Annotated in this window: 22 protein-coding genes; 6 read left to right on the top strand and 16 right to left on the bottom strand. The window is 68.0% G+C overall.

Features of this window, described 5'->3' with window-relative positions; translation table 11 throughout:
* Positions 1-57: 57 nt before the first annotated feature.
* The 8 genes from recO to EIK80_RS13100 all read right to left on the bottom strand — a co-directional run bounded on the left by recO (position 58) and on the right by EIK80_RS13100 (position 6,873).
* On the bottom strand, positions 58-795 hold the full coding sequence (gene recO, locus EIK80_RS13140) for a DNA repair protein RecO (RefSeq protein WP_199743468.1): 738 nt from the start codon (positions 793-795) through the stop codon (positions 58-60).
* Entirely contained in the window at positions 792-1,643 is an 852-nt protein-coding gene (locus tag EIK80_RS13135; protein WP_125157458.1) for an arylamine N-acetyltransferase, read from the bottom strand. Before EIK80_RS13135 ends, recO begins: the two co-directional genes overlap by 4 nt.
* Positions 1,636-2,598: a GTPase Era gene (era, locus tag EIK80_RS13130; RefSeq protein WP_125157457.1), complete on the bottom strand. Its 963-nt coding sequence runs from the start codon at positions 2,596-2,598 to the stop codon at positions 1,636-1,638. Before era ends, EIK80_RS13135 begins: the two co-directional genes overlap by 8 nt.
* A gap of 49 nt (positions 2,599-2,647) precedes the next feature.
* On the bottom strand, positions 2,648-3,250 hold the full coding sequence (locus EIK80_RS13125; protein ID WP_125157456.1) for a DsbA family protein: 603 nt from the start codon (positions 3,248-3,250) through the stop codon (positions 2,648-2,650).
* Between the two features lie 656 nt (positions 3,251-3,906).
* Entirely contained in the window at positions 3,907-4,602 is a 696-nt protein-coding gene (gene rnc, locus EIK80_RS13115; RefSeq protein ID WP_125157455.1) for a ribonuclease III, read from the bottom strand.
* A 9-nt stretch (positions 4,603-4,611) separates the two neighbouring features.
* Positions 4,612-5,457 (bottom strand): signal peptidase I, encoded by an 846-nt coding sequence (gene lepB / locus EIK80_RS13110; RefSeq protein ID WP_125157454.1) that lies wholly within the window; start codon positions 5,455-5,457, stop codon positions 4,612-4,614.
* Positions 5,458-5,628: 171 nt separating this feature from the next.
* Positions 5,629-6,030, bottom strand: coding sequence for a holo-ACP synthase (gene acpS, locus EIK80_RS13105; protein WP_125157453.1), 402 nt, complete (start codon positions 6,028-6,030; stop codon positions 5,629-5,631).
* Positions 6,031-6,093: 63 nt separating this feature from the next.
* Positions 6,094-6,873: a pyridoxine 5'-phosphate synthase gene (locus tag EIK80_RS13100; protein WP_125157452.1), complete on the bottom strand. Its 780-nt coding sequence runs from the start codon at positions 6,871-6,873 to the stop codon at positions 6,094-6,096.
* Positions 6,874-7,034: 161 nt separating this feature from the next.
* On the opposite strand from EIK80_RS13100, the gene EIK80_RS13095 reads away from it, so the two are divergent.
* Positions 7,035-8,660 carry a M20 family metallopeptidase gene (locus EIK80_RS13095; RefSeq protein ID WP_199743498.1) on the top strand — a complete coding sequence of 542 codons (1,626 nt, stop codon included), beginning with the start codon at positions 7,035-7,037 and terminating at the stop codon, positions 8,658-8,660.
* Between the two features lie 6 nt (positions 8,661-8,666).
* Here the strand turns inward: EIK80_RS13095 and pyrE are convergent, their stop codons facing one another.
* Positions 8,667-9,248, bottom strand: a complete 582-nt coding sequence (gene pyrE, locus EIK80_RS13090; RefSeq protein WP_125157450.1) for an orotate phosphoribosyltransferase — start codon at positions 9,246-9,248, stop codon at positions 8,667-8,669.
* Positions 9,249-9,329: 81 nt separating this feature from the next.
* On the opposite strand from pyrE, the gene EIK80_RS13085 reads away from it, so the two are divergent.
* On the top strand, positions 9,330-9,737 hold the full coding sequence (locus EIK80_RS13085; RefSeq protein WP_125157449.1) for an NUDIX domain-containing protein: 408 nt from the start codon (positions 9,330-9,332) through the stop codon (positions 9,735-9,737).
* On the opposite strand, the gene EIK80_RS13080 is transcribed toward EIK80_RS13085, so the two are convergent.
* From EIK80_RS13080 to folK, 4 genes are all read right to left on the bottom strand, one after another.
* Positions 9,734-10,774 (bottom strand): alpha/beta hydrolase, encoded by a 1,041-nt coding sequence (locus EIK80_RS13080; protein WP_125157448.1) that lies wholly within the window; start codon positions 10,772-10,774, stop codon positions 9,734-9,736. The two genes, EIK80_RS13085 and EIK80_RS13080, sit on opposite strands and share 4 nt — an antisense overlap.
* A gap of 70 nt (positions 10,775-10,844) precedes the next feature.
* Complete coding sequence (locus EIK80_RS13075) at positions 10,845-12,923, bottom strand: bifunctional (p)ppGpp synthetase/guanosine-3',5'-bis(diphosphate) 3'-pyrophosphohydrolase (RefSeq protein WP_233586610.1); 2,079 nt, start codon at positions 12,921-12,923, stop codon at positions 10,845-10,847.
* 236 nt (positions 12,924-13,159) lie between these two features.
* Positions 13,160-13,519, bottom strand: coding sequence for a DNA-directed RNA polymerase subunit omega (gene rpoZ, locus EIK80_RS13070; RefSeq protein WP_099577049.1), 360 nt, complete (start codon positions 13,517-13,519; stop codon positions 13,160-13,162).
* 134 nt (positions 13,520-13,653) lie between these two features.
* Entirely contained in the window at positions 13,654-14,142 is a 489-nt protein-coding gene (gene folK, locus EIK80_RS13065; RefSeq protein ID WP_199743496.1) for a 2-amino-4-hydroxy-6-hydroxymethyldihydropteridine diphosphokinase, read from the bottom strand.
* 48 nt (positions 14,143-14,190) lie between these two features.
* Between folK and EIK80_RS13060 the strand changes: the two genes are divergently transcribed.
* Together EIK80_RS13060 and EIK80_RS13055 are read left to right on the top strand one after the other, a co-directional pair.
* Positions 14,191-14,787 (top strand): NYN domain-containing protein, encoded by a 597-nt coding sequence (locus EIK80_RS13060; protein ID WP_125157445.1) that lies wholly within the window; start codon positions 14,191-14,193, stop codon positions 14,785-14,787.
* A 1-nt stretch (position 14,788) separates the two neighbouring features.
* Complete coding sequence (locus EIK80_RS13055; protein ID WP_125157444.1) at positions 14,789-15,466, top strand: uracil-DNA glycosylase; 678 nt, start codon at positions 14,789-14,791, stop codon at positions 15,464-15,466.
* Here EIK80_RS13055 and EIK80_RS13050 read toward each other — a convergent pair.
* From EIK80_RS13050 to glpK, 3 genes are all read right to left on the bottom strand, one after another.
* Entirely contained in the window at positions 15,463-16,569 is a 1,107-nt protein-coding gene (locus EIK80_RS13050; RefSeq protein WP_125157443.1) for a Gfo/Idh/MocA family protein, read from the bottom strand. The genes EIK80_RS13055 and EIK80_RS13050 overlap by 4 nt on opposite strands.
* A gap of 11 nt (positions 16,570-16,580) precedes the next feature.
* Positions 16,581-17,615, bottom strand: a complete 1,035-nt coding sequence (locus tag EIK80_RS13045) for an SMP-30/gluconolactonase/LRE family protein (RefSeq protein ID WP_125157442.1) — start codon at positions 17,613-17,615, stop codon at positions 16,581-16,583.
* 68 nt (positions 17,616-17,683) lie between these two features.
* Positions 17,684-19,174 (bottom strand): glycerol kinase GlpK, encoded by a 1,491-nt coding sequence (gene glpK / locus EIK80_RS13040; RefSeq protein WP_125157441.1) that lies wholly within the window; start codon positions 19,172-19,174, stop codon positions 17,684-17,686.
* 161 nt (positions 19,175-19,335) lie between these two features.
* Here glpK and EIK80_RS13035 point away from each other — a divergent pair, with 161 nt between their 5' ends.
* The gene (locus EIK80_RS13035; protein WP_125157440.1) at positions 19,336-20,424 is read left to right on the top strand and encodes a DUF2336 domain-containing protein; all 1,089 of its coding nucleotides are present in this window, start codon (positions 19,336-19,338) and stop codon (positions 20,422-20,424) included.
* Between the two features lie 56 nt (positions 20,425-20,480).
* Complete coding sequence (locus tag EIK80_RS13030) at positions 20,481-21,263, top strand: NAD kinase (RefSeq protein WP_125157439.1); 783 nt, start codon at positions 20,481-20,483, stop codon at positions 21,261-21,263.
* The last annotated feature ends 18 nt before the right edge of the window (positions 21,264-21,281 follow it).

The following is a 21,281-nucleotide window of genomic DNA, read 5'->3' as shown; positions in this document are numbered from 1 at the left end:
TTTTCCGGCTTCCAGGGCGGATGGCGACCGAATGCGCGGAAAGCGTCGGAGCGGCGCTCACAGTCGCCCCGCTTCGGTCAGTCGGTCGATCAGCCACATCCGCGGCGCGGGAAGCGGCCGGTTCAGCGGACCGAAGACGAACTGTTCGAGAAAGTGGCCGGTGATGTCCAGGCCCGCCTTCACGTCGCCCTCGGCCAGGCCGCCCTGCGAGGACAGCATGAACGGCGGCAGCGGCAGCAGCTTGTCATGATACGGCGCGCCGGCCCCTCGGCTGACGGCGCGACCGGTGCGCGGGCTGACATAGACCAGATCGTCGAAGCTTCCGGTGGCCGCGCACTTGGAGAGATCCAGGCCAAAGCCCAGCTCCTGCAAGAGGCCCGCCTCGTAGCGCACATAGACCGCCGGCCAGATGTCGGGGATTTCCAGCACGCGGATCAGGGCTTCCAGCGCGTGAAAGGCGCCGGGATGGGCCTCTCGCTCCGGCAGGGCCGAGGCGGCGACCGAGGCGGCGGCGGACAGGCCCGCCAGCGCCAGGCGGTCGTCGAACAGGCTGGAAGGCCCCTCGCCCATCGGCTCCAGGGTCGCCGAGCCCAGCTGGTCCGCGACCCGGGCGCGATAGCGGGCGATGACCCGGGCGCCGGGCTGCAGGAACGGCTTCATCCGCCGCGAGGCCGCGCCCGCCACGTGGGCGGCGAACTTGCCGCGATCCTGGGTCAGGAGCTCGACGATGGCCCCCGTCTCGCCGTGCGAGCGGGCCGAGAGGACGTAGGCTTCGTCCTCCCATTCCTGGCTCAAGCGGGCGTCCCCCAGGCCACGACCTTTTCCAGCACCGGCGTCCAGTCCGGCGCGACCGGCAGGCCGATCACGTCGCGCAGGACCGCTTCCAGTTCGCCGGCCGAGAGATCCCGCTGCTCGACCACGGCGCCGGTGACGTCGCGATGGGTGAAGCGGTTGTTCTTCAGGGCGTAACGGGCGGTCGGCGTCGAGCGGCCCACCGTCATGCTCCAGGTGAAGTGCGAACTCGGATGCGTATAGGTGTAGAAATTGACCTGCTCGTAGTCGATGTCGGCCCAGGCGCCCTTGGCCACCTGGTAGAGCGGCGCCCACTTGCCCGAGAGATTGGCCTGAACCTGGCGTTCGGCCACCCCGCCGTGCTCGACATCGACAATGCGGAACGCGCCGTGCGGCGTGTCCTGCACGTCGCCCGAGAATAGCCGCAGCGGCCCGGTCAGCACGCAGCCGCCAAAGCCGCTGTCGGCCAGCCAGGTTTCGCCATCGATCGAGACGCCCAGCACCATGTGCGAGCGTGGCCGGGCCGGCGCGCCCTCGGCCTGCATCCACTGCACGCGGGCCATCAGGCCCTCGACCTGGAAGCCTAGCGCGGTCAGCACGCGCTTGAGGAGACCGTTCTGCTCGTAGCAGTAGCCGCCCCGCCCGGCGCCGATCAGCTTGGCGTCGATGTCGGCCGGGACGATGCTGATTCCGCGCCCGAGGAGAACGTCGAGATTCTCGAACGGAATGGCGTCCGGGTGCTTCAGCGTGATGGCGCGCAAGGTCGCCAAGGTCGGCTCGCGCGGACCGTCATAGTCGATGCGCCGGAAATAGGCGTCCAGATCGACGGTCAACGCGGGCGCGTCAAACATCGAAGTCGAGTCCGATATCGCTGAACAGCCCCCGCTCCTCGGCCCAGTTCTCCTTGACCTTCACGTGCAGGAACAGGTGAACCTTGCGATCGAGGATCTCGCACAGCTCCTCGCGCGAAGCCTGGCCGATCCATTTCAGGGTCTGGCCGCCCTTGCCGATCACGATGATCCGCTGGCCCTCGCGCTCGACCAGGATGGTCTGCTCGATGCGGACGCTGCCGTCCTTGCGCTCCTCGAAGGCGGTCGTTTCGACGGTGGCCGCGTAAGGCAGCTCCTCGTGGACGCGCAGATAGACCTTCTCGCGGGTGATCTCGGCGGCCAGCAGGCGGGCCGGCAGATCGGCGGTCTGGTCCTCCGGATAGAGCCAGGGCCCCTCCGGCATCATCGAAACGAGCTTGGCGGTCAGGTCCTCGACGCCCGCGCCGGTCGTGGCGCTGATCATGAAGACGTCCGAATAGACGCCGGTGTCGAAGAAGTCCTTGGCCACGGCCAGCAGGGTGTCGCGCTTGACGCCGTCGATCTTGTTCAGGGCCAGGATGACCTTGCGATTGGCGGCCTTCAGCCCCTCGATGATGGTCTGGACGTCCTGGGCCGAGCGGAACTCGCCCGGCGTGGCCTTGTCGGCGCGGCTGGCCAGCTCGGCCTGCACATCGACCAGGTGGACGGTGGCCTCGGCGTCTTCCGAGCCGGCCCAGGCCGAGCGGACCATGGCGCGGTCCAGGCGGCGGCGCGGGCTGAAGATCCCGGGGGTGTCGACGAGCACGATCTGGGTGTCGCCCTCGATGGCGACGCCGCGTACGGGGAAGCGGGTGGTCTGGACCTTCTGGGTCACGATCGAGACCTTGGCCCCGACCATGTGGTTGACCAGGGTGGACTTGCCGGCGTTCGGCGCGCCGATGATCGCCACGAAACCGGCGCGAGTCTGGGCGGGTGCTTGGGGGGTGGTGTCAGTCATTGCGCGTGCGTGTAGCACCAATGGCCCCCCGGGGGTAGCGAACGGCCGATCAGCGCCCGGCGTTCTCGATCGCCGCGTCGATCTCGGCCAGGGCGTGGTAGCCCGGCTCCATCTTGCGACCGTTGATCTCGAAGGTCGGGGTGGCGTTGATGTCGTGCGCCTTGGCGTTCTTCTCGACCCGCTCGTTCAGGGCCTTGATCGCCGCCTCGTCGGTGACGCACGTGTTGAACTGCTCCTCGTTCATGCCGACCGACTTGGCGATGTCCAACAGGGTCTCGCGCGGCGTCTCGAAGACGCCCGGCTGGCTGGCGAAGATCGCTTCATTGACCTGGAAGTACTTGTCCTTGCCAGCGCAGCGGGCCAGCAGGAACCCGGCCGAAGCCACGGTGACTTCAGAGCCGCCGCCCACCAGCATCTCGCGGAACACGTAGTGGACCTTGCCGCTGTCGATGTACTTGGCCTTGAAGGCCGGGAAGACCTCCTGGTCCCAGCGCGCGCAGATCGGGCAGCCGACCGAGGCGTACTCGACCACCGTCACCTTGGCGTCCTTGTTTCCCAGGCTCATGTCGTCGGGCAACGCCTGATAGGACTGGCCCTTGCCGCAGGCGGCCAGGCCGAGGGTCAGCAGCAAGGCGACGGCGAGATGGCGCATGGGGAAGGTCTCCGGGAATCGCGGACGCGAGACGGCATGAAAGGGGCTCGGCGTGACGGCGGTCAAGGTGCGGGCTTGGAAGGACGCACAGCGCCGCGGCTTCACGCGGCGCGGCCGCTGAAGGCGTGGGGAGGCGACGGAGCGGCCGGGCGAACCCGGAGACCGTAGGGTTTGTTTTTGTTTCGGCTCGCGACTCCGCTCCGCCAGGCTGTTCTTGCCCGTGAGGTCGGGAGGCGTGAGCGTTGTCTGCTCGGGTCCCCGTTTACCCCCGGACGGGCGCGGACCAAGTCGATCGGCTACATCCGTCTCGACCCCGACGATCCACGATAGGCGGCTTGTACGATCACCGCCCTGTCGATCCGCTGAGGGTTTGGCCCCGGAGACTGCCCGTTCGCCTGCCGATCCGCCTAAAGAGTACGGACGGGGCGACTTTCGAGCCTCCGGGAACCGCCAGCGGCCCCGCTCAACCTACCCCCGCCGCCGTTTTGGGCCGGATCCAAACGCCCTCCCCCGCGACGGGGATGGCTTTGATTATCGCGGCGGATTCAACGCGGATCATTCAGCGGCGCGAAAAAGTGGGAAGTGGTTGATTTCACTGGGTTCGATCCCGCGAATTCCGAGGATAGACGCCGCCCAATCCCCTCTAGAGGGGTTCGTTACCCCGCCCCTTCGCGCTCCAGCAACGCCTTGGCGGCGGCCTTCTCGGCCTCCTGCCGGGACTTGCCTTTGGCGATAGCCGGATCCACCCCGACCACCACCGCCTCGACCGTGAACACCGGCGCGTGGTCGGGTCCCGTACGGTCCAGGACGCGGTAGGTCGGCAACGGGCGGCCCTTGCCCTGGGCCCATTCCTGCAGCGCGGTCTTGGGGTCGCGCGGACGGCCCTCGCCGGCCTTGTCGAACTCGTCGGCCCACAGGTCGAGGAACACCTTGCGGGCCGCGTCCAGGCCGCCGTCCTGGTAGAGGGCGGCCATCAGGGCTTCGGTGGCGCCGGCCAGGATCGAGTCGGTCTCGCGGCCGCCGATCTTGCTGGACGAGGCCGACAGACGCAGGGCCGGGCCCAGTTCGGCCAGGCGCGCGACGCGGGCGCAGGTCTCGCGGCTGACCAGGGCGTTCAGGCGCGGAGCCAGCTCGCCCTCCTTGGCCTTCGGGAAGCGATCGGCCAGGGCCTCGGCGGCCAACAGGCCCAGCACCCGGTCGCCGATGAACTCCAGCACCTCGTTGTCGCGGACCTTCTTGGCCCCATCCCCGACGCTGGCGTGCGTCAAGGCGCGTTCGAGCAGTTCGCGGTCGTTGAACCGATGGCCGATCCGGCGCTCGAGGTCGCCGACGGCGGCGACCCGTCTATCCATGGTTCTGCATCACTTCAGCACGTGGAAGAAGCGGCTGGGACGGGCGTTCAGGAACCACGTCCACGGCTTGAACAGGCTGGCCTCGGCGTTCCACGACAGCAGGATGATCTGGGCGCGGCCCACCAGGTTCTCGGCGGGCACGAAGCCGACGCCGATCTCGTCACCGATATACTGGTCCAGCTCGTAGTCCCACTTGCAAGCGCTCTCCGCGTAAGGCGAGACGCCCGGGTCGAAGCGACTGTCGGCCGAGTTGTCGCGGTTGTCGCCCATGAAGAAGTAGCAGCCGGCCGGCACGGTGTAGACGCCGGTGTTGTCGCCGCGGCTGTCGGGGCCGAAGTCCTGGGTGTTGTACTGGCGGCCTTCCGGGTTGGTCTCCTGGAAGCGCTGCACCTGCTGAGTGAAGCCGTAGCCGGTGTCGACCAGGGCCGGGGCCTGTTCCTTGCGCGGCAGGGCCTTGCCGTTGATGAACACCTGGCCGCCGCGGATCTGGACCTTGTCGCCCGGCAGACCGATCAGGCGCTTGATGTAGTCAGTGCGGTTGTCGCGCGGCAGCTTGAAGACGATGATGTCGCCGCGCGTCGGGGCGTGACCCAGGATGCGGCCCTTGATGATCGGCGGACTGAACGGGATCGAGTGCTTGCTCCAGCCGTAGCTGAACTTCGACACGATGATGTAGTCGCCCTGATAGAGGTTGGGCTCCATCGAGGCCGACGGAATGGTGAAGGGCTGGAACAGAAGGACCCGCAGCACGAGGGCGATGCCCAGGGCGTAGGCGACGGTCTTGATGATCTCGATGAACTCGGCGACGACGCCCTTCTCTTCGGGCGGCGTGAGGTCGTCGGCGGCGTCGGTCATGCGGGCGCGGAGCTCTTCGAAGATGATTGGCCGGCGAACCGGTTCGGCTTTGCTAGACGGGCTTGCCCCCATGAGCAAGAGTTGGAGGGGCAAGTGGGCGGGCCGTTAGCCGCACTTCATGGCGACGGTTGGGCCGTCTCGTCAAACGCGCTCGGGCAGGAGGCGAGTGCGTCAGGCCCTGGGCACGGCCTCGATGATCACGAAAGCCTGGGCGTAGGGATGGTCGTCGGTGAGGGAGAGGTGGATCACCGCCTCCATGCCCTCTGGCGTCAGTTCCTTCAGCCTTTCCAGCGCGCCGCCGGTCAGGGCCATGGTCGGCTTGCCCGACGGCAGGTTGACCACGCCCATGCCGGCCAGATGCACGCCGCGCTTGAGCCCCGTGCCCAGGGCCTTGGAGCAGGCCTCCTTGGCCGCGAACCGCTTGGCGTAGCTGGAAGCGCGGTCGGGCTTGCGCTCGGACCGCTTGCGCTCGATCTCGGTGAAGACCTTGTTGGTGAAGCGCTCGCCGAAGCGTTCCAGTGACTTCTCGATGCGGCGGATATCACAGAGGTCCGAGCCGATGCCGATGATCACGCCGCCTGCTCCGCTTCCACCGAGCGCGTTTCGCGCTCGGCATCTTCTAGCTGTCGAGCATCCTTACGCAAAACCGGCCTCCACTTTCACGGGATGCTCGACCCGGGCGGCGTCCATCAGCAGGCGCATCCGCTGGATCGCCTGCGGCAGGCCCACGAAGATCGCCTCGCCGATCAGGAAGTGGCCGATGTTCAGCTCGGCGATCTCCGGGATCGCGGCGATCGGCTTGACGGTGGCGTAGTCGATGCCGTGGCCGGCGTGGACTTCGAGGCCGAGGTTCGCGGCCAGGGCCGCGCCGGCCTTCAGCCGCTCGAGAATGGCTTCGGCGCGTTCAAGGTGGCCCTCGCGATAGGCGTCGCAATAGGCGCCGGTGTGCAGCTCGATGACCTGGGCGCCGGCGGCGGCCGAGGCGCGGATCTGCTCGGGATCGGCTTCGATGAACAGCGACACCCGCGCCCCGACGGTGCGCAGGCGGGCGGTGGCGTCGGCGATGCGGTTCTGGCCCTTGATCACATCCAGGCCGCCCTCGGTGGTGACCTCCTCGCGGCGCTCGGGCACCAGGCAGGCGGCGTGCGGGCGCGCGCCGATGGCGATGCCGACCATCTCGTCGGTCACGGCCATCTCGAAGTTCAGCGGCTTGCCGCGCTTGTGGCAGAGGTCGGTCAGCACGGCGATGTCGGCGTCGCTGATGTGGCGGCGATCCTCGCGCAGGTGGGCGGTGATGCCGTCGGCGCCGGCGGCCAGGGCCAGCTCCGCCGCGCGCACCGGCTCGGGATAGGACGAACCGCGCGCGTTCCGGATCGTGGCCACGTGGTCGATATTGACGCCCAGTCGCAAGCTCATCCGCTCTTCCCGTCGAAACCCAAGGACTCGGCTGGAGTCTATAAGCCCAGCCGCCCGCCTGTGCAGGTGGGAATTTCGCGGGCCGGCGCCAGGGCTGGCGCATGGACAAAGCCGCGCCGGCGCCTAATCGTATACGCTCTACCTTTGGGAGGGGCGTGATGATTTCGAACAAGACCTGGCTGGCCGCGACGGCGGGCGTTCTGGCGATCACCTTGGCGAGTGGGGCGAGCGCCGCCGACATTTCGGCCGGCAAGCTCAAGAGCCTGAAAGCCGAGGCCGTGGCGGGCGTCGAGAGCCGCGCCAAGCTGGCCCAGGTGATGAACGACGAGATCTTCTCGTTCGGCGAGCTGGGTTTCCAGGAGGTCGAGACCTCGGCCTACATCACCAAGGTGCTGGAGCAGAACGGCTTCACCATCAAGCGCGGCGTCTCGGGCATCCCGACGGCCTGGACCGCGACCTGGACGAACGGGAGCGGCGGCCCGACCATCGCCTTCGGCAGCGACATCGACTGCATCCCCAAGGCCTCGCAGAAGCCGGGCGTGCCCTGGCATGATCCGATCGTTCCCGGCGCGCCGGGCCACGGCGAGGGCCACAACTCCGGCCAGGCCCTGAACGTCGTCGCCGCCCTGGCGGTCAAGGACGTGATGACCAAGCAGAACATCGCCGGGACCCTGGTCCTGTGGCCCGGCGTGGCCGAGGAGCTGGTGGCCGGCAAGGCCTACATGGTCCGCGATGGCGTGTTCAACGGCGTCGACGCCACCATCTTCACCCACGTCGGCTCGAACCTGCAGACCGCCTGGGGTCAGCCCTCGGGCACGGGCCTGGTCTCGATCAAGTACAATTTCCATGGCGAGTCCGCCCACTCGGCCGGCGCGCCGTGGCGTGGCCGCAGCGCCCTGGACGCCGTCGAGCTGATGGACATGGGCTGGAACATGCGCCGCGAGCATCTCAAGCCCGAGCAGCGCTCGCACTATGTGATCACCGACGGCGGCGACCAGCCCAACGTCGTGCCGTCCGAAGCCACCGTCTGGTACTATTTCCGCGAACAGACCTTCGACGCGATCAAGAAGAACTGGGACATCGGCAACCGGATCGCCAAGGCGGCGGCCGACATGACCGACACGAAGATGGACTACGCCATCGTCGGCACGGCCGCCCCGCGCCACTTCAACAAACCGATCGCCGAGGCGGCCCAGAAGAACATCGACGCCGTCGGCCTGCCCAAGTGGACCGACGACGAGCAGGCCTTCGCCAAGGCCGTGCAGAAGAACGTCGGCTCGACCAAGCAGGACGGCCTCGACGTCAAGCTGAAGGGCCTCAAGCCCCCGGAGGAAAAGCCCGAAAGCGGCGGCTCGGACGACATCGGCGACATCTCGTGGATCATGCCCACGATCACGATCAACTATCCGTCGAACATCCCCGACCTGCCGGGCCACCACTGGGCCAACGCCATCTCGATGGCCACGCCGATCGCCCACAAGGGCGTGGTGGCCGGCTCGAAGGTGGTGGCGATGACGGCGCTGGACCTCTTGACCCAGCCCAAGCTGCTGGCCGAAGCCAAGACCTACTTCACCGACGTCCAGACCAAGACGCAGAAGTACGTGCCGATGCTGGCCGCGACGGACAAGCCGCAGACCCAGATCAACGCCAATATCATGGCGACCTATCGGCCCGAGATGAAGAAGTACTACTACGACCCCGACAAGTACGGGACCTATCTGGAGCAGTTGGGCATCGCCTGGCCGGTCAAGCAGCTGACGCCGCCGCCGGCCAAGGCGGCCGACTAGACCGCTCTACCGCAGCCGGCGGCTGCCGGGATCCTCGATGGGGATCGCGGCCAGCTCCGGCGGCAGGGCGTCGGCCGGATAGGCGGGGACTTCCAGGCTGCACAGCGAGATGAGCGGCACGCCGACATCGACCTTGCCGCCCGAGCGGTCGACGATGCAGGCGGCGGCCACGACGTCGCCGCCAGCCTCCTGGATGGCCTGGATGCATTCGCGCGACGACAGGCCGGTGGTGACGATGTCCTCGACCATCACGACCTTCTGGCCGGGCTCCAGGTGGAAGCCGCGGCGGAACTTGAAGCTGCCGCCCTCGCGCTCGACATAGATCGACGGCACGTTCAGGTGACGGGCGGTCTCATAGCCGGGGATGATGCCGCCGACGGCCGGCGAGACAGCGACGTCGACCGCGCCGACCGTGGCGAGGATCTTCTCCGCCAGGGCCTTGCAGAGCCGCTCGCAGCGCTCGGGGCGCATGAACACCAGGTTCTTCTGCAGGAAGACCGGGCTGTGCAGGCCGCTGGACAGCACGAAGTGGCCTTCGCGCAGAGCCCCTGCGGCGCGGAATTCGTCGAGGACGTCATCGTTGGTCATGAACGCTGCCTATAGAACCAAGCGGGCGAGTCTTCAAACGCCGGCTTGCCTGACCGCGCCGTTTCAGGCTTTACGGCGCGCATGACCGAAGAAGTGCAACGTCCTCGCGTCGGCTGCGGCGCGGCCATCCTCGACAGCCAAGGCCGGCTGCTGCTGGTCAAGCGGGTCAAGAACCCCGAGGCCGATCACTGGGGCGTGCCCGGCGGCAAGCTGGACTGGGGCGAGGCCGCCCACGTCTGCGCCGAACGCGAGATCCGCGAGGAACTGGGGATCACCATCAAGGCCGGCCGCGTCCTGGCCGTCACCGACATGGTCGCCCCCGACTATCACTGGGTGGCCATCACCTACGCGGTCGAAAGCTTCGCGGGCGAGCCGGCGATCCAGGAGGCCCACGCCATCCACGAATGGGGCTGGTTCGCCCTGGACGCCCTGCCCTCGCCGATGACGGCGGGCACGCGCGACGCGGTGGCGGCGCTGCGGGGGCGCTAAGCCAGCTCCTTGACGATCCGCCACGCCCGCAGCGGCAGCACATAGTCCCGGTTGCCGATCGCCTCGGCGTCCATGCCCGCCAGCACCGCGCCGATATCGAAGGTCATGGCGCGGCTGCGCGCATAGTAGCTGTGCTGGACCAGGGCGTCGGCGTCGCCGGCCACGTTGCGGCAATCGACCAGCACCACCTTCTTGGGCAGCATGTCGATCAGCCGGGGGCCGTCCGACCCGAGGCGGTCAGGATTGCCCTTGGTCTTGTCCGAGATGACCAGCGCCCGATCGGATGGGTTGAAATAGACCGTCACCTGACGCCCGATCCTCGGCAGGGGCTTCAGCTTGCTGTCCTGCTCGAAGGTGTCGTCGTCCTCGTCGGGGGCGGCCAGGAGGATCTGGTCGAAGATGCGGACCAAGCCGTCGGGGTCCTTGGCGAGCGCCGCCTGCAGGCCCTGGCGCAGGACGTAGGCGCCCATGCTGTGGGCCATCAGGTGGATGCTGCGATCACAGCGATCCGCGTTGCGCAGCTGCTCCAGGAAGTCGCGCAGTTTCAGATAGGTCCGCGCCAGGGCGGGGCCGGACGCCCGCGCGTCCTCGCGGTCGCTGTAGTAGGACATGAACGGCACGGCCTCGCCGTCCGAGGGCCAGCTGAACACCACCACGTTCACCGGCCGGCCGTCATCGGTCGCCCCGGCCCGGATCCGCACGTCGCGCGCCAGCCGCGCGCCCGCCTCGATCGCGCCGTTGAAGGTGACGTTGAAGCCGTGGATGAAAACCAGGGTGTCCTGGCCGTCCAGCATCGCCTTGCGAATGTCGTCCAGGAACCGGCCGCCGCCGGTCTTGGCCACGTCGGTCTCGCCTTTCACGTCCGGATAGACGACGACCGACCCGCCCTGCAGCGTCTCGACTCCCTCTGGGAAGTCGACATAGCCGAACCGCAGCGCCGCCACCCCGTCGGGATTGAAGCGCGGTCCGAAGACCAGCTTCTTGTTGTCGGGCTGCTCGTTGCGATTGGTCGCGAAATAGACGCGTACAGCACCCATGATCGCCTCCCCGGTCTTGGCCAGGACGATGCGCCCTTAACGGGAATTCGGCAACCGTTCAGCTTGGAGCTTAGCCGCGCGTCCGATCCACGGTCTCGACCGAAGGACACGCCCGCAGCGCGGCCTGGATGTTGGTCAGGTGCTTGGCGTCGCGGACCTCGACATCGATGTCGGTGTCGAAGAAGTCGCTCTGCCGATGGTGCATCCGCAAATTGACGATGTTGCCGCCGGCCTCGCCGATGATCGTGCAGACCAGGCCCAGCACGCCGGGCGCGTTCTGGATGGTGGCGTGCAGGCGGGTCAGCGAGATGGTCGAGCGCTCGGCCTCGGGCGTCCAGTTCAGGTCGCGCCACAGCTCCTCGCGGTCCTCGTATTCGGCCAGGCGCGGGCAGTCGATGGTGTGGACGTCAAGGCCCTCACCGTCCTCGCGCAGGATGCCGACGATGCGGTCGCCCGGCACAGGGCTGCAGCAGTGGGCGAAGTGCAGGGAAACGCCCGGGGTCAGGCCGCCGCCGCGCACGTAGAGCGTCGCGTCCTGGCCGCCTTCGATCTTGCGGCGGGCCGTGGCGGCCTCCCGATCGGAGTCCTTCATGCCCGGATAGGCCGTCTCCAGCACCTGGCTGGGCGAAACCCGACCCCGCCCGACGGCGTCGAACAGCGCCTCGTCGCTCTCCAGGGCGAAGCGCTCAAGGATCGGCCGCAGCGAGACGTCCTTCAGCTTCTTGCCGGCGCGCTCGAAGACCTGCTCCAGCGACGCCTTGCCCAGGCGCAGGAACTCTTCCTTCTCGGTCTGGCGGATATGACGCCGGATGGCGGATCTCGCCCGGCCCGTGACCGTCAGCGAGCGCCAGTCCGGCGGCACCACGGGCTTGGAGCCCCGCACCACCTCGACCACGTCGCCATTGACCAGCGGCGTGCGCAGCGGCTTCAGCTCGCCGTTGATCTTCACGCCGATGCAGGTGTCGCCGACGCTGGTGTGGACGGCGTAGGCGAAGTCAAGCGGCATCGCGCCCCGCGGCAGGCTGACCAGCTTGCCCTTGGGCGTGAAGACGAACACCTGGTCGAGGAACATCTCGAGCTTGGCGTGCTCGACCAGTTCCTCGGAGTCCCCGCCGTGCTCCAGCACCTGGACCAGCTGGCGCAGGTTGGCCAGCGGGTCGCGGCCGCCGGCGGCTTCCATGCCTTCCAGGTCGAGCCCGTACGAGGCGTCCTTGTAGCGGAAGTGGGCGGCGACGCCCTCTTCGTTGACCCGGTCCATGGCCTCGGTGCGGATCTGCATCTCGATCCGCATCCCGCGCGGGCCCACGACCGTGGTGTGCAGCGAGCGGTAGTTGTTCCGCTTCGGCGTCGAGATGTAGTCCTTGAAGCGGTCGGGCACGCTGGACCAGGCCCGGTGGACCACGCCCAGGGCGCGGTAGCAGTCTTCCTCGCTGTCGACGATCACGCGAAACGCATAGATGTCCGACATCTGCGAGAAGCCGATCGATTTGCGCTGCAGCTTGCGCCAGATCGAATAGGGCGACTTCTCGCGGCCGAAGACGCGGGCCGGCATGTTCGACGATTCCAGGCGCGCGGCGATCTCCTGGCTGACCAGGGCCACCGCCCCGCCCTGCTCTTCGCGCAGCGCGTCCAGGCGGCGGATGATGGCGTCGCGCGCCACCGGATTGGTGTGCTGGAAGGACAGCTCCTCCAGCTCCACGCAGATGCGGTGACAGCCGATGTTGCGGGCCAGCGGCGCGTAGATGTCGCGCGTCTCGCGGGCGATCCGCTCGCGTTTCGCCTGGTTCTTGATGAAGTGCAGCGTCCGCATGTTGTGCAGACGGTCGGCCAGCTTGACCAGTAGGACGCGGACGTCCTTGGAGATGGCCAGGATGAATTTGCGCAGGTTCTCGGCCTGCCGCATGTGCTCGGCCTGCAGTTCGAGCTTGCTGAGCTTGGTGACGCCTTCGACCAGCTCGGCGATCTCGTCGCCGAACAGCTTGGCGATCTCTTCCTTGGTGACCGGGGTGTCCTCGATCACGTCGTGCAGGAGCGCGGTGACGATGGTGGCGGTGTCCAGCCGGTATTCGGTGAGGATGCCCGCCACCTCGATCGGATGGGCGTAGTAGGGGTCGCCGCTGGCCCGGGTCTGCGAGCCGTGCATCCGCATGGCGTAGACATAGGCGCGGTTCAGCAGCGCCTCGTCGGCCGTCGGGTCGTAGGCGTGGACCCGCTCGATCAGCTCGTACTGGCGAAGAAACTTGGGGCGCGGCTTGGGCGCCGGCGGCTCGACCGCCGCGGCCGGAGCTTGAGACGAAGACGCGCCCGATTCGACATCGGGCGCGCGTTCGGACAGAGCGGTCGGCGTGACCGCCTGCAGGGTTAGAGGGTCTGCGCCTTCGGGGCTCAGTACCGCTCCTCCTGACCGCCGTCACGGTCGCTCTGCAGCGCGCGGACCAGTTCCAGTTCGCTCATCTGCATGTGGCTCGGATCGGCCAGCAGGGCCAGGGTCTCGGCCTCTTCCTCGGCCTCGGTGTGCTCATCGACGCGTTGCAGCGTGCTGATGAGGTGCTCCTTCAGGCCTTCGTGATCGATCACGTCGTCGGCGATCTCGCGCAGGGCGACGACCGGGTTCTTGTCGTTGTCGCGGTCGACCATCAGGGCGGCGCCGGCCGAGATGGCGCGGGCGCGGTGCGCGGAGAGCAGAACCAGCGAGAAGCGGTTCGGAACCTTCTCGACGCAATCTTCGACGGTGACGCGGGCCATGAGTTCCTCGGGCTGCCGATTAGCTATCGCAAAATAGGCTTCCGTGCGGCGACAAGCAATGTCGCGCATGAATGTCAGCTTTTGCGAGCGGGCGCTTATGCCCGCTTCGCTCGTCAATGTCCACCCCGTAGGCGCTAGACGGACTTGGTGGAGCGCGCGTCGCGCCCGACGCTGGCGTTGGCCGCCAGGCGGAAGGCCGACTCACCGCTCACCGGATGCACCCAGGCCGAGGCCAGTTCGGCCAGCGGTCCCATCACGAACAGCCGGTCGTGGGCGCGTGGATGCGGCACGACGAGGTCGCCGTCCAGGACCGTCCGGCCGTGGGCGATGAGATCCAGGTCCAGGGTTCGCGGGGCGTTGGCCTTTCCCCTCGTCCTTCCGAAGCGTTCCTCGATCGTGTGCAGCGCCGCCAGGGTGTCGGCCGGGGACAGGTCGGTGGCGACGATGGCCACGCCGTTCAGATAGTCGGGTCCGGCCGGATCGGGCCAGGCCGCCGAAGCCCACCAGGTCGAGCGCGTCACCACGGTCAACCCGACCTCCGGCAAGGCGGCCAGCGCGGCTTCCAACAGCGCCTCGCGACTCGTATAGGGTCCGGGCAGATTGCTGCCGAGCGCCACGATCACGGCCTCGTCCAAGTCATTTCGAGCGACCTGATTTTTCAAGGGATTATCGTGACCTTCTATCCGACCGACCGCCTGGCGCTGTTCATCGACGGGGCCAATCTCTATTCCGCCGCCAGGGCCCTGGGCTTTGACATTGACTACCGCAAGCTGCTCGACGAGTTCAGAAAGCGCGGCGTCCTGATCCGAGCCTACTACTATACCGCGATCGCCGAGAACGACGATTATTCGCCGATCCGCCCCCTCGTGGACTGGCTGGACTACAACGGCTTCACCCTGGTGACCAAGCCGGCCCGCGAGTTCACCGACAGCCAGGGCCGCAAGCGCTGGCGCGGCGACATGGACATCGAGATCGCGGTCGACATGTTGCAGATCGCCGAAACCGCCGACCATCTGGTGCTGTTCTCCGGCGACGGCGATTTCCGCGCCGTGGTCGAGGCCGTCCAGCGCAAGGGCCGCCGGGTCACCGTGGTCTCGACCATGAAGAGCCAGCCGCCGATGACCAGCGACGACCTGCGCCGCCAGGCCGACAACTTCGTCGACCTCGCCGACCTCGGCAGCATCATCGGCCGCCCGCAGCGGGTCCAGCCGCGTCCGGTCTCGGACAACCGCACCCCGGCAGAACGCGAAGCCGACGACGAGTACTGAGATGAGCCAGCGTTCCAACATCGTCGGCGAGACCGTCCCCAACCCCGCCGAGCCGCCGCGCGACTGCCCGCTGTGCCCGCGCCTGGTGGCCTATCGCCGCGAGAACCAGGACCTCTATCCCGACTGGTTCAACGGCCCCGCCCCCTCGTTCGGCGACAAGGACGCGCGCCTGCTGGTCGCGGGCCTGGCCCCCGGCCGCAAGGGCGCCAACCGCACGGGCCGGCCGTTCACCGGCGACTACGCCGGGACCCTGCTCTACGACACGATGATCAAGTTCGGCTTCGCCACCGGCAAGTTCGAGGCGCGCCCCGATGACTCGCTCCAGCTGGTCGGCGCGGCCGTGACCAACGCCGTCCGCTGCGCGCCGCCCGGCAACAAGCCCGAGACCTCGGAAGAGAACAACTGCCGCCCGTTCCTCACCGCGCGGCTGGAGATGTTCCCCAATCTGAAGGCCATCGTCACCCTGGGCGACGTCTCGCGGCGCAATGTGCTGAAGGCCCTGGGCCTCAAGGCTTCGGCCGGCGTTCCCGGCCATGGCTCGGAGTTCCAGGCCGGTCCCTATCGGATCTTCAACAGCTATCACTGCTCACGGCTCAACACGAACACCGGCCGCCTGACGACGCCGATGTTCGAGGACCTGTTCGCGCGGGTTAAGGCCTATCTGGACGAGACCGCCTAGACCTTCACCGTGCGCCCCTCGCGGGCCGCGCGGTAGACGGCCTCGATCAGGCGCATGTCCTTGAGGCCCTCCTCGCCGGGGACGATCGGCTCGCGGCCGGTGAGGATGCATTCCGACAGGTGGTCCAGCTGAGCGGAGAACTGGTTCTTCGGCTGCGCGGCGGGCTCGCGCGGGCCCGTCTGACGGTTCAGTTGCGCCCGCATCGTCTGGCCCTGGTAGCTGGTGGCCGGCTCCAGCTCGACCCAGCCCTTGGGACCGCTGACGCGATAGCGGTTGAAGTTGGTGCTGTAGGTGGAAAAGCAGTTGGCCACCGCGCCCGACGGGAACAGCAGCTGGAAGCTGATGATGTCCTCCACCTCCTTGAAGCGGATGTCGGAACGGTCCGTGGACTCCATGGCGTTGACGGCCACGGGCTCCTCGCCCGTCAGGTAGCGGGCGGCGTTCAGGCTGTAGATTCCGATGTCCATCAGGCTACCGCCGCCGGACAGCGCCCGCTTCAGCCGCCACTGGGTCGGGTCGCCGATCGTGAAGCCGTGGTCGGTCGTCACCGTCCGCACCGGTCCGAAAGCCCCTTCCCGCGCCAGCTTGATGGCCTCGATATTGTGGGCCTGGAACCGGCTGCGATAGCCGATCATCAGCTTGCGGCCGGCCTTCTTGCACGCGGCGATCATAGCCTCGGCGTCAGCTGACGTCGTCGCCATCGGCTTCTCGCACATCACGTGCTTGCCCGCCTTGGCCGCACGCTCGGTGAAAACGCGGTGCAGGCTGTTGGGCGTGATGACGTAGACGATGTCGACGTCGGGATTGTCGGCGATCCTGTCGAAGGTCTCGTAGCTGTAGCGATGGCTTTCGGGAATGCCGTACTGCTCGCCGAACTTGGTCAGCTTCTCCGGCGTGCCGCTGACCAGGGCCACCAGCTTCGAATGCTCGCACTCGGCGAAGCGCGGCATGATGATCTGGGTGGCGTAGTAGCCCAGCCCCAGGATCGCATAGCCCAGCTTGCGGCCGGACTCCGCCGCCCTGGCCTCGAGAGATGGGGCGCTCAGGGGCAGAGTGGCGGCGAGACCAGCCGCCAGGAATGTCCGCTTGCTGATCTCGTCCATGTCGCTCTCTCCTACCAGGCCAGGCCGGAAGTCTTGGTGCGCACGCGCGCCACAATGTGACTAGAGGTCAGGAACAGCGTCTTGCCGTCCTCGCCGAACGCGCAGTTGGCGGCCGGACCGCCGGTCTCGATGACGCCCAGCAGCTTGGCCTCCGGCGTCAGGATCATGATCCCGCCCGGCCCGCTGGCGAACAGGTTGCCCTTGGCGTCGACCTTCATGCCGTCCGGCAGGCCGGGCCCACCGGCCTTCAGCAGCTCGGAAGCGTCGAAGAACACTTTTGACGACTTGGGCAGGCCGTCCCCGCCAAGCTCGTAGGCCATGATCACCGGCCGCTTGGGGTCCGAGATCGAGACGTAAAGCCGCCTGCCGTCGGGCGACAGCCCCACGCCATTCGGGAACGACAGCGTGTCGTCGATCAGCGCCACATCGCCGTTCAGGCGCAGCAGGTAGACGCCGTTGAACGACAGTTCCTTGGCCGGCGAGGCGTCCAGCCCCTCCAGGCCGTAGGGCGGATCGGTGAAGTAGAGCGAACCTTTCAGCGGACCGTCGCGGACCTCGACCAGATCGTTGGGACTGTTGAATTTCTTGCCCTTGTACGTGCTGGCCAGGACCGTCTTCTGCTTGGTCGCCAGATCCACCTTGGCCAGGCCGCGATTGCCGCAGTCGGCGATCACCAGGTCACCGGCCAGGGTGATGATCGCGCCGTTCGAGCCGGCCTCGCGGAAGATCTTGGTTGGCGGACCGTCATAGCCCGAGGGCTTGAGGAACTCGGTCTTTCCGGTCTTGGGGGTCCAGCGATACATGACGTTGCCGGGCACGTCCGAGAACAGCAGGGACTTGCTCTCCCAGTGCCAGGCCGGCCCCTCGGCCCAGGTGACGCCATCGGCGATCTGCTCGATCGGCGCATTGACGTCGAGGATCGCGTCCAGCTCCGGCGAAAGGCGGCGGATCTTGCCGATCTTCGGATAGGCGGGCGAAGCGGCCAGGGCCTGCCCGCCAGCGATCAGGGCGGCTCCTGCGCCCAGCACGGCGCGACGGGTGGTCATGGCGATCTCCGCTTCTTCTTGTCAGATCGTTATGGGGCGACGTCGATGTTACCGCAACCAAGGTTCGACTAAAGTCTCACCCTGGGCACCGCGTCCAGCCAGCGGGCGTAGGCCGCTTCGCGCGCGTGCTCCTTGATCGACGGCGACAGGGTCTCGGCGGCCGGGCTGGCCTCGGCGGCCTCCTCGACCGAGGCGTAGAGCCCCGCCCCCACGCCCGCGAACAGGGCCGCGCCCAGCGCCGTGGTCTCCTGGTAGCTGGCGCGCCGCACCGACATTCCGGTCAGGTCGGCCAGTCGCTGCGAGAACCAGGCGCTCTTGGACATGCCACCGTCGATGCGCATCTGCGCGGCTTCCCCGAAAGCCGAGGGCGCGTCGGCGCGCATGGCCTCGATCAGGTCGCGGCTCTGCAGGGCGCACGCATCGAAGGTCGCCGCGGCGATCTCCGGCAGGCCAGCGTCGCGGGTCAGGCCGAAGATCCCACCGCGCGCCTTGGCGTCCCACCAGGGCGCGCCCAGGCCGGTGAAGGCCGGCACCACCACGACGCCGTGGTCGGCCTTGGCCGCCCGGGCCAGGGCCTCGGCCGCGCGCGGGCCGCCGGTGACGCCCAGCCCCTCGCCCAGCCACTGGATCGCCGCCCCGGCCACGAAGATCGAGCCTTCCAGGGCGTAGGTCGTCTTGCCGCCGACCCGCGCCGCCACGGTGGTCAGCAGGCGCGAACGCGAGATCGGCCGCGCCTCGCCGGTGTTGATCAGCATGAAGCAACCGGTGCCGTAAGTGGCCTTCATCTGGCCCGGCGCGACGCAGCCCTGCCCCATCAGCGCGGCCTGCTGGTCGCCGGCCACGCCGCGGATCGGAACGGGGCGCCCCAGCAGCTCGGCGCTCGTCTCGCCATAGTCGTCGACACAGTCCAGCACCTTGGGCAGCAGCGGCGCGGGGACCTTGAACAGGTCGAGCATCTCGGGCGACCAGTCCTGGGCGCCGATGTCGAACAGCAGGGTGCGCGAGGCGTTGGTGGCGTCGGTCGCGTGGACCGCCCCGCCCGTCAGCCGCCAGATCACCCAGCAGTCCATGGTGCCGCACAGCAAGCCGCCCGCCTCGGCCCGGGCCCGCGCGCCCGGAACCCTGTCGAGGATCCAGGCGATCTTGGTGGCCGAAAAATAGGGATCCAGCAGCAGCCCCGTGACCTCGGTGACGCGCGGTTCGTGGCCCGCCGTCTTCAGCGCGGCGCAGACCTCGGCCGTGCGGCGGTCCTGCCAGACGATCGCCGGATGGATCGGACGGCCGGTGGCGCGATCCCAGACCACCACCGTCTCGCGCTGGTTGGTGATGCCGATGGCGGCGATGGCGTCCGTCCGGCCCGAGGTCTCGGCCACCTCACGCAGCACCGCCAGGCAGGCGGCGTAGATCTCCTCGGCGTCATGCTCGACCCAGCCGTCGCGCGGATAGCTCTGGCGCAGCGGGCGCGAGGCCTCGCCCAGGGACTGGCCCGCGCGGTCGAACAGGATGGCCCGGGTGCTGGTCGTGCCCTGGTCCAGGGCCAGGATCAGGTCTTGAGTCACATATCCTCCGCTCGAGCTTGCGACATCTCGACGCGATGTGGCGCGTCGGCGTCCTTGGCCTGTTTAAGCATGTTTTCATTTGGGGGCCGCAAGGTCATCCTGATCGGGTCTTCCGGATTCGAAGGAGGCGGGCCATCCAAGCCGTCGAGATCGCATCGCTCATGAAGCTGGCCCGCAGTCGCGAGCCTGGCGATCGTGAACGCCTGCTCACCGGGATCATCGACCTCTGCGAGGCCGGTCAGGCCAGCGGCGAGCCGACCCATCCCGACATCCAGGCCCTGCTCAATTCCATCTTCATGACCCTGGTGGTCGAGGCCGAGCGCGACATCCGCCACCGGCTGTCCGAGCGCCTGGCCGACGCCGACTGGGCCCCCTCGGCCCTGATCAACATCATGGCGCTGGACGAGATCGACATCGCCCGCCCGATCATCGCCCGCAGCCCGGTGCTGCAGGATCACGACCTGATCCGGCTGCTGGTTCAGGCGACGCTGGAGCACCAGATCGAGATCGCCCGCCGTCCGCACCTGCAGGCGCAGGTGGTCGAGGCGATCATCAGCCGCGACGAGCCGGCCGTGCTGACCGCCCTGGCCGCGAACGACACCGCCCACATCTCACCGGACGCCATGAGCCGGCTGGTGAACCGCTCGCGCGAGGTCGTCGCCCTGCGCTCGCCCCTGGCCCAACACCCGAAGCTCTCCGCCGATCTGGCCGAGCAGCTCTATCTGCTGGTCGGCCGCGCCCTGCGCGACGCCCTGACGACGCGGTTCCAGCTGGATCCGACCAAGATGCAGGCCGCCGTCGACGAGGCTCTGCACGCGGCCCATCGTGGCGAATCCGCGGGCGAGGACGTCGGCCCGGTCGAGGTCGACGAGGATCGCGAGGAGATGGAGCGCTCGCTGATCGAGAAGCTGGATTCCGCCGGCCAGCTGCGACCCGGCTACCTGCTACGCGTGCTGCGCGAGGGCCGGCTGCAACTGTTCGTCATGGCCTTGGCGCGCCTGGGCAAGTTCGAGCCCCCTCAGATCCGCCGCGCCATCGACAGCGGTCGCCCCGAGCTTCTGGCCCTGGCCTGCTCGGCCGTGGGCATCGACCGCAGCGTTTTCCCGACCATCCTGGAGCACGTCCGCCAACTGAATGGCGGTCGTCCCGGCGGCGGTGAAGAGGGCGTCCGCCGCGCCGCCAGCGCCTTTGGCCCCTTCACGCCGGATATCGCCGGCATGGCCTTCCGCCAGGCCGTCGGCCAGGTCTGACGCGGCGGTCTCATCGGTCGTTTGACAAGCTCGCGGGCTTCCCGCCACTTGGCCGCATGTACCAAGCGCAACCCTTCGTGACTCGCCTGTCTTTCAAGGCCAGCGACCGCCCCGAAGCTCAGGAGGCGCGGGAACGGCTGATGGCCCGCTATGGCGATGTCGGCGACCAGAACGCCCAGGTCATCGTGGCGCTGGGCGGCGACGGCTTCATGCTGGAGACCCTGCACGAGGCGATCGCCACCCAGACGCCGATCTACGGCATGAACCGCGGCTCGGTCGGTTTCCTGATGAACGAGTACAGCGAGGACAGCCTGCTGGAGCGGATCAACGCCGCCGAGCGCGCCGTCATCCATCCGCTGGCCATGGTCGCCATCGATTCGAACCGGAAACAGCACCGCGCCTTGGCCATCAACGAGGTCTCGCTGCTGCGCCAGACGCGCCAGACCGCCAAGCTGCGCATCTCGATCGACGGCAAGGTGCGGATGGGCGAGCTGGTTTGCGACGGCGCTCTGCTGGCCACCCCCGCCGGCTCGACGGCCTACAACCTCTCGGCCCACGGCCCGATCATCCCGATCGACGGTCAGGTCCTGGCCCTGACGCCCATTTCCGCCTTCCGCCCCCGCCGCTGGCGCGGCGCCCTGCTGCCGCAGTCGGCGCGGGTGACGTTCGAAATCCTGGAAGCCGACAAACGGCCGGTCAGCGCCGTGGCCGACAACTTCGAGGTGCGCGACGTCCTGGAGGTGCACATATCCGAGGACCGCGGCACTTCGCTGTCGATGCTCTTCGACGCCGGCCGCAGCCTCGAGGAAAGAGTTCTGGCCGAGCAGTTCTCTGCCTAAGTCTGGCGCGTGGCAGCC

The organism is Caulobacter sp. 602-1 (assembly GCF_003931565.1).
Taxonomy (GTDB): domain Bacteria; phylum Pseudomonadota; class Alphaproteobacteria; order Caulobacterales; family Caulobacteraceae; genus Caulobacter.
Note: the sequence above shows the minus strand (reverse complement) of the source record. Positions and strands in the feature narration are given on the sequence as shown.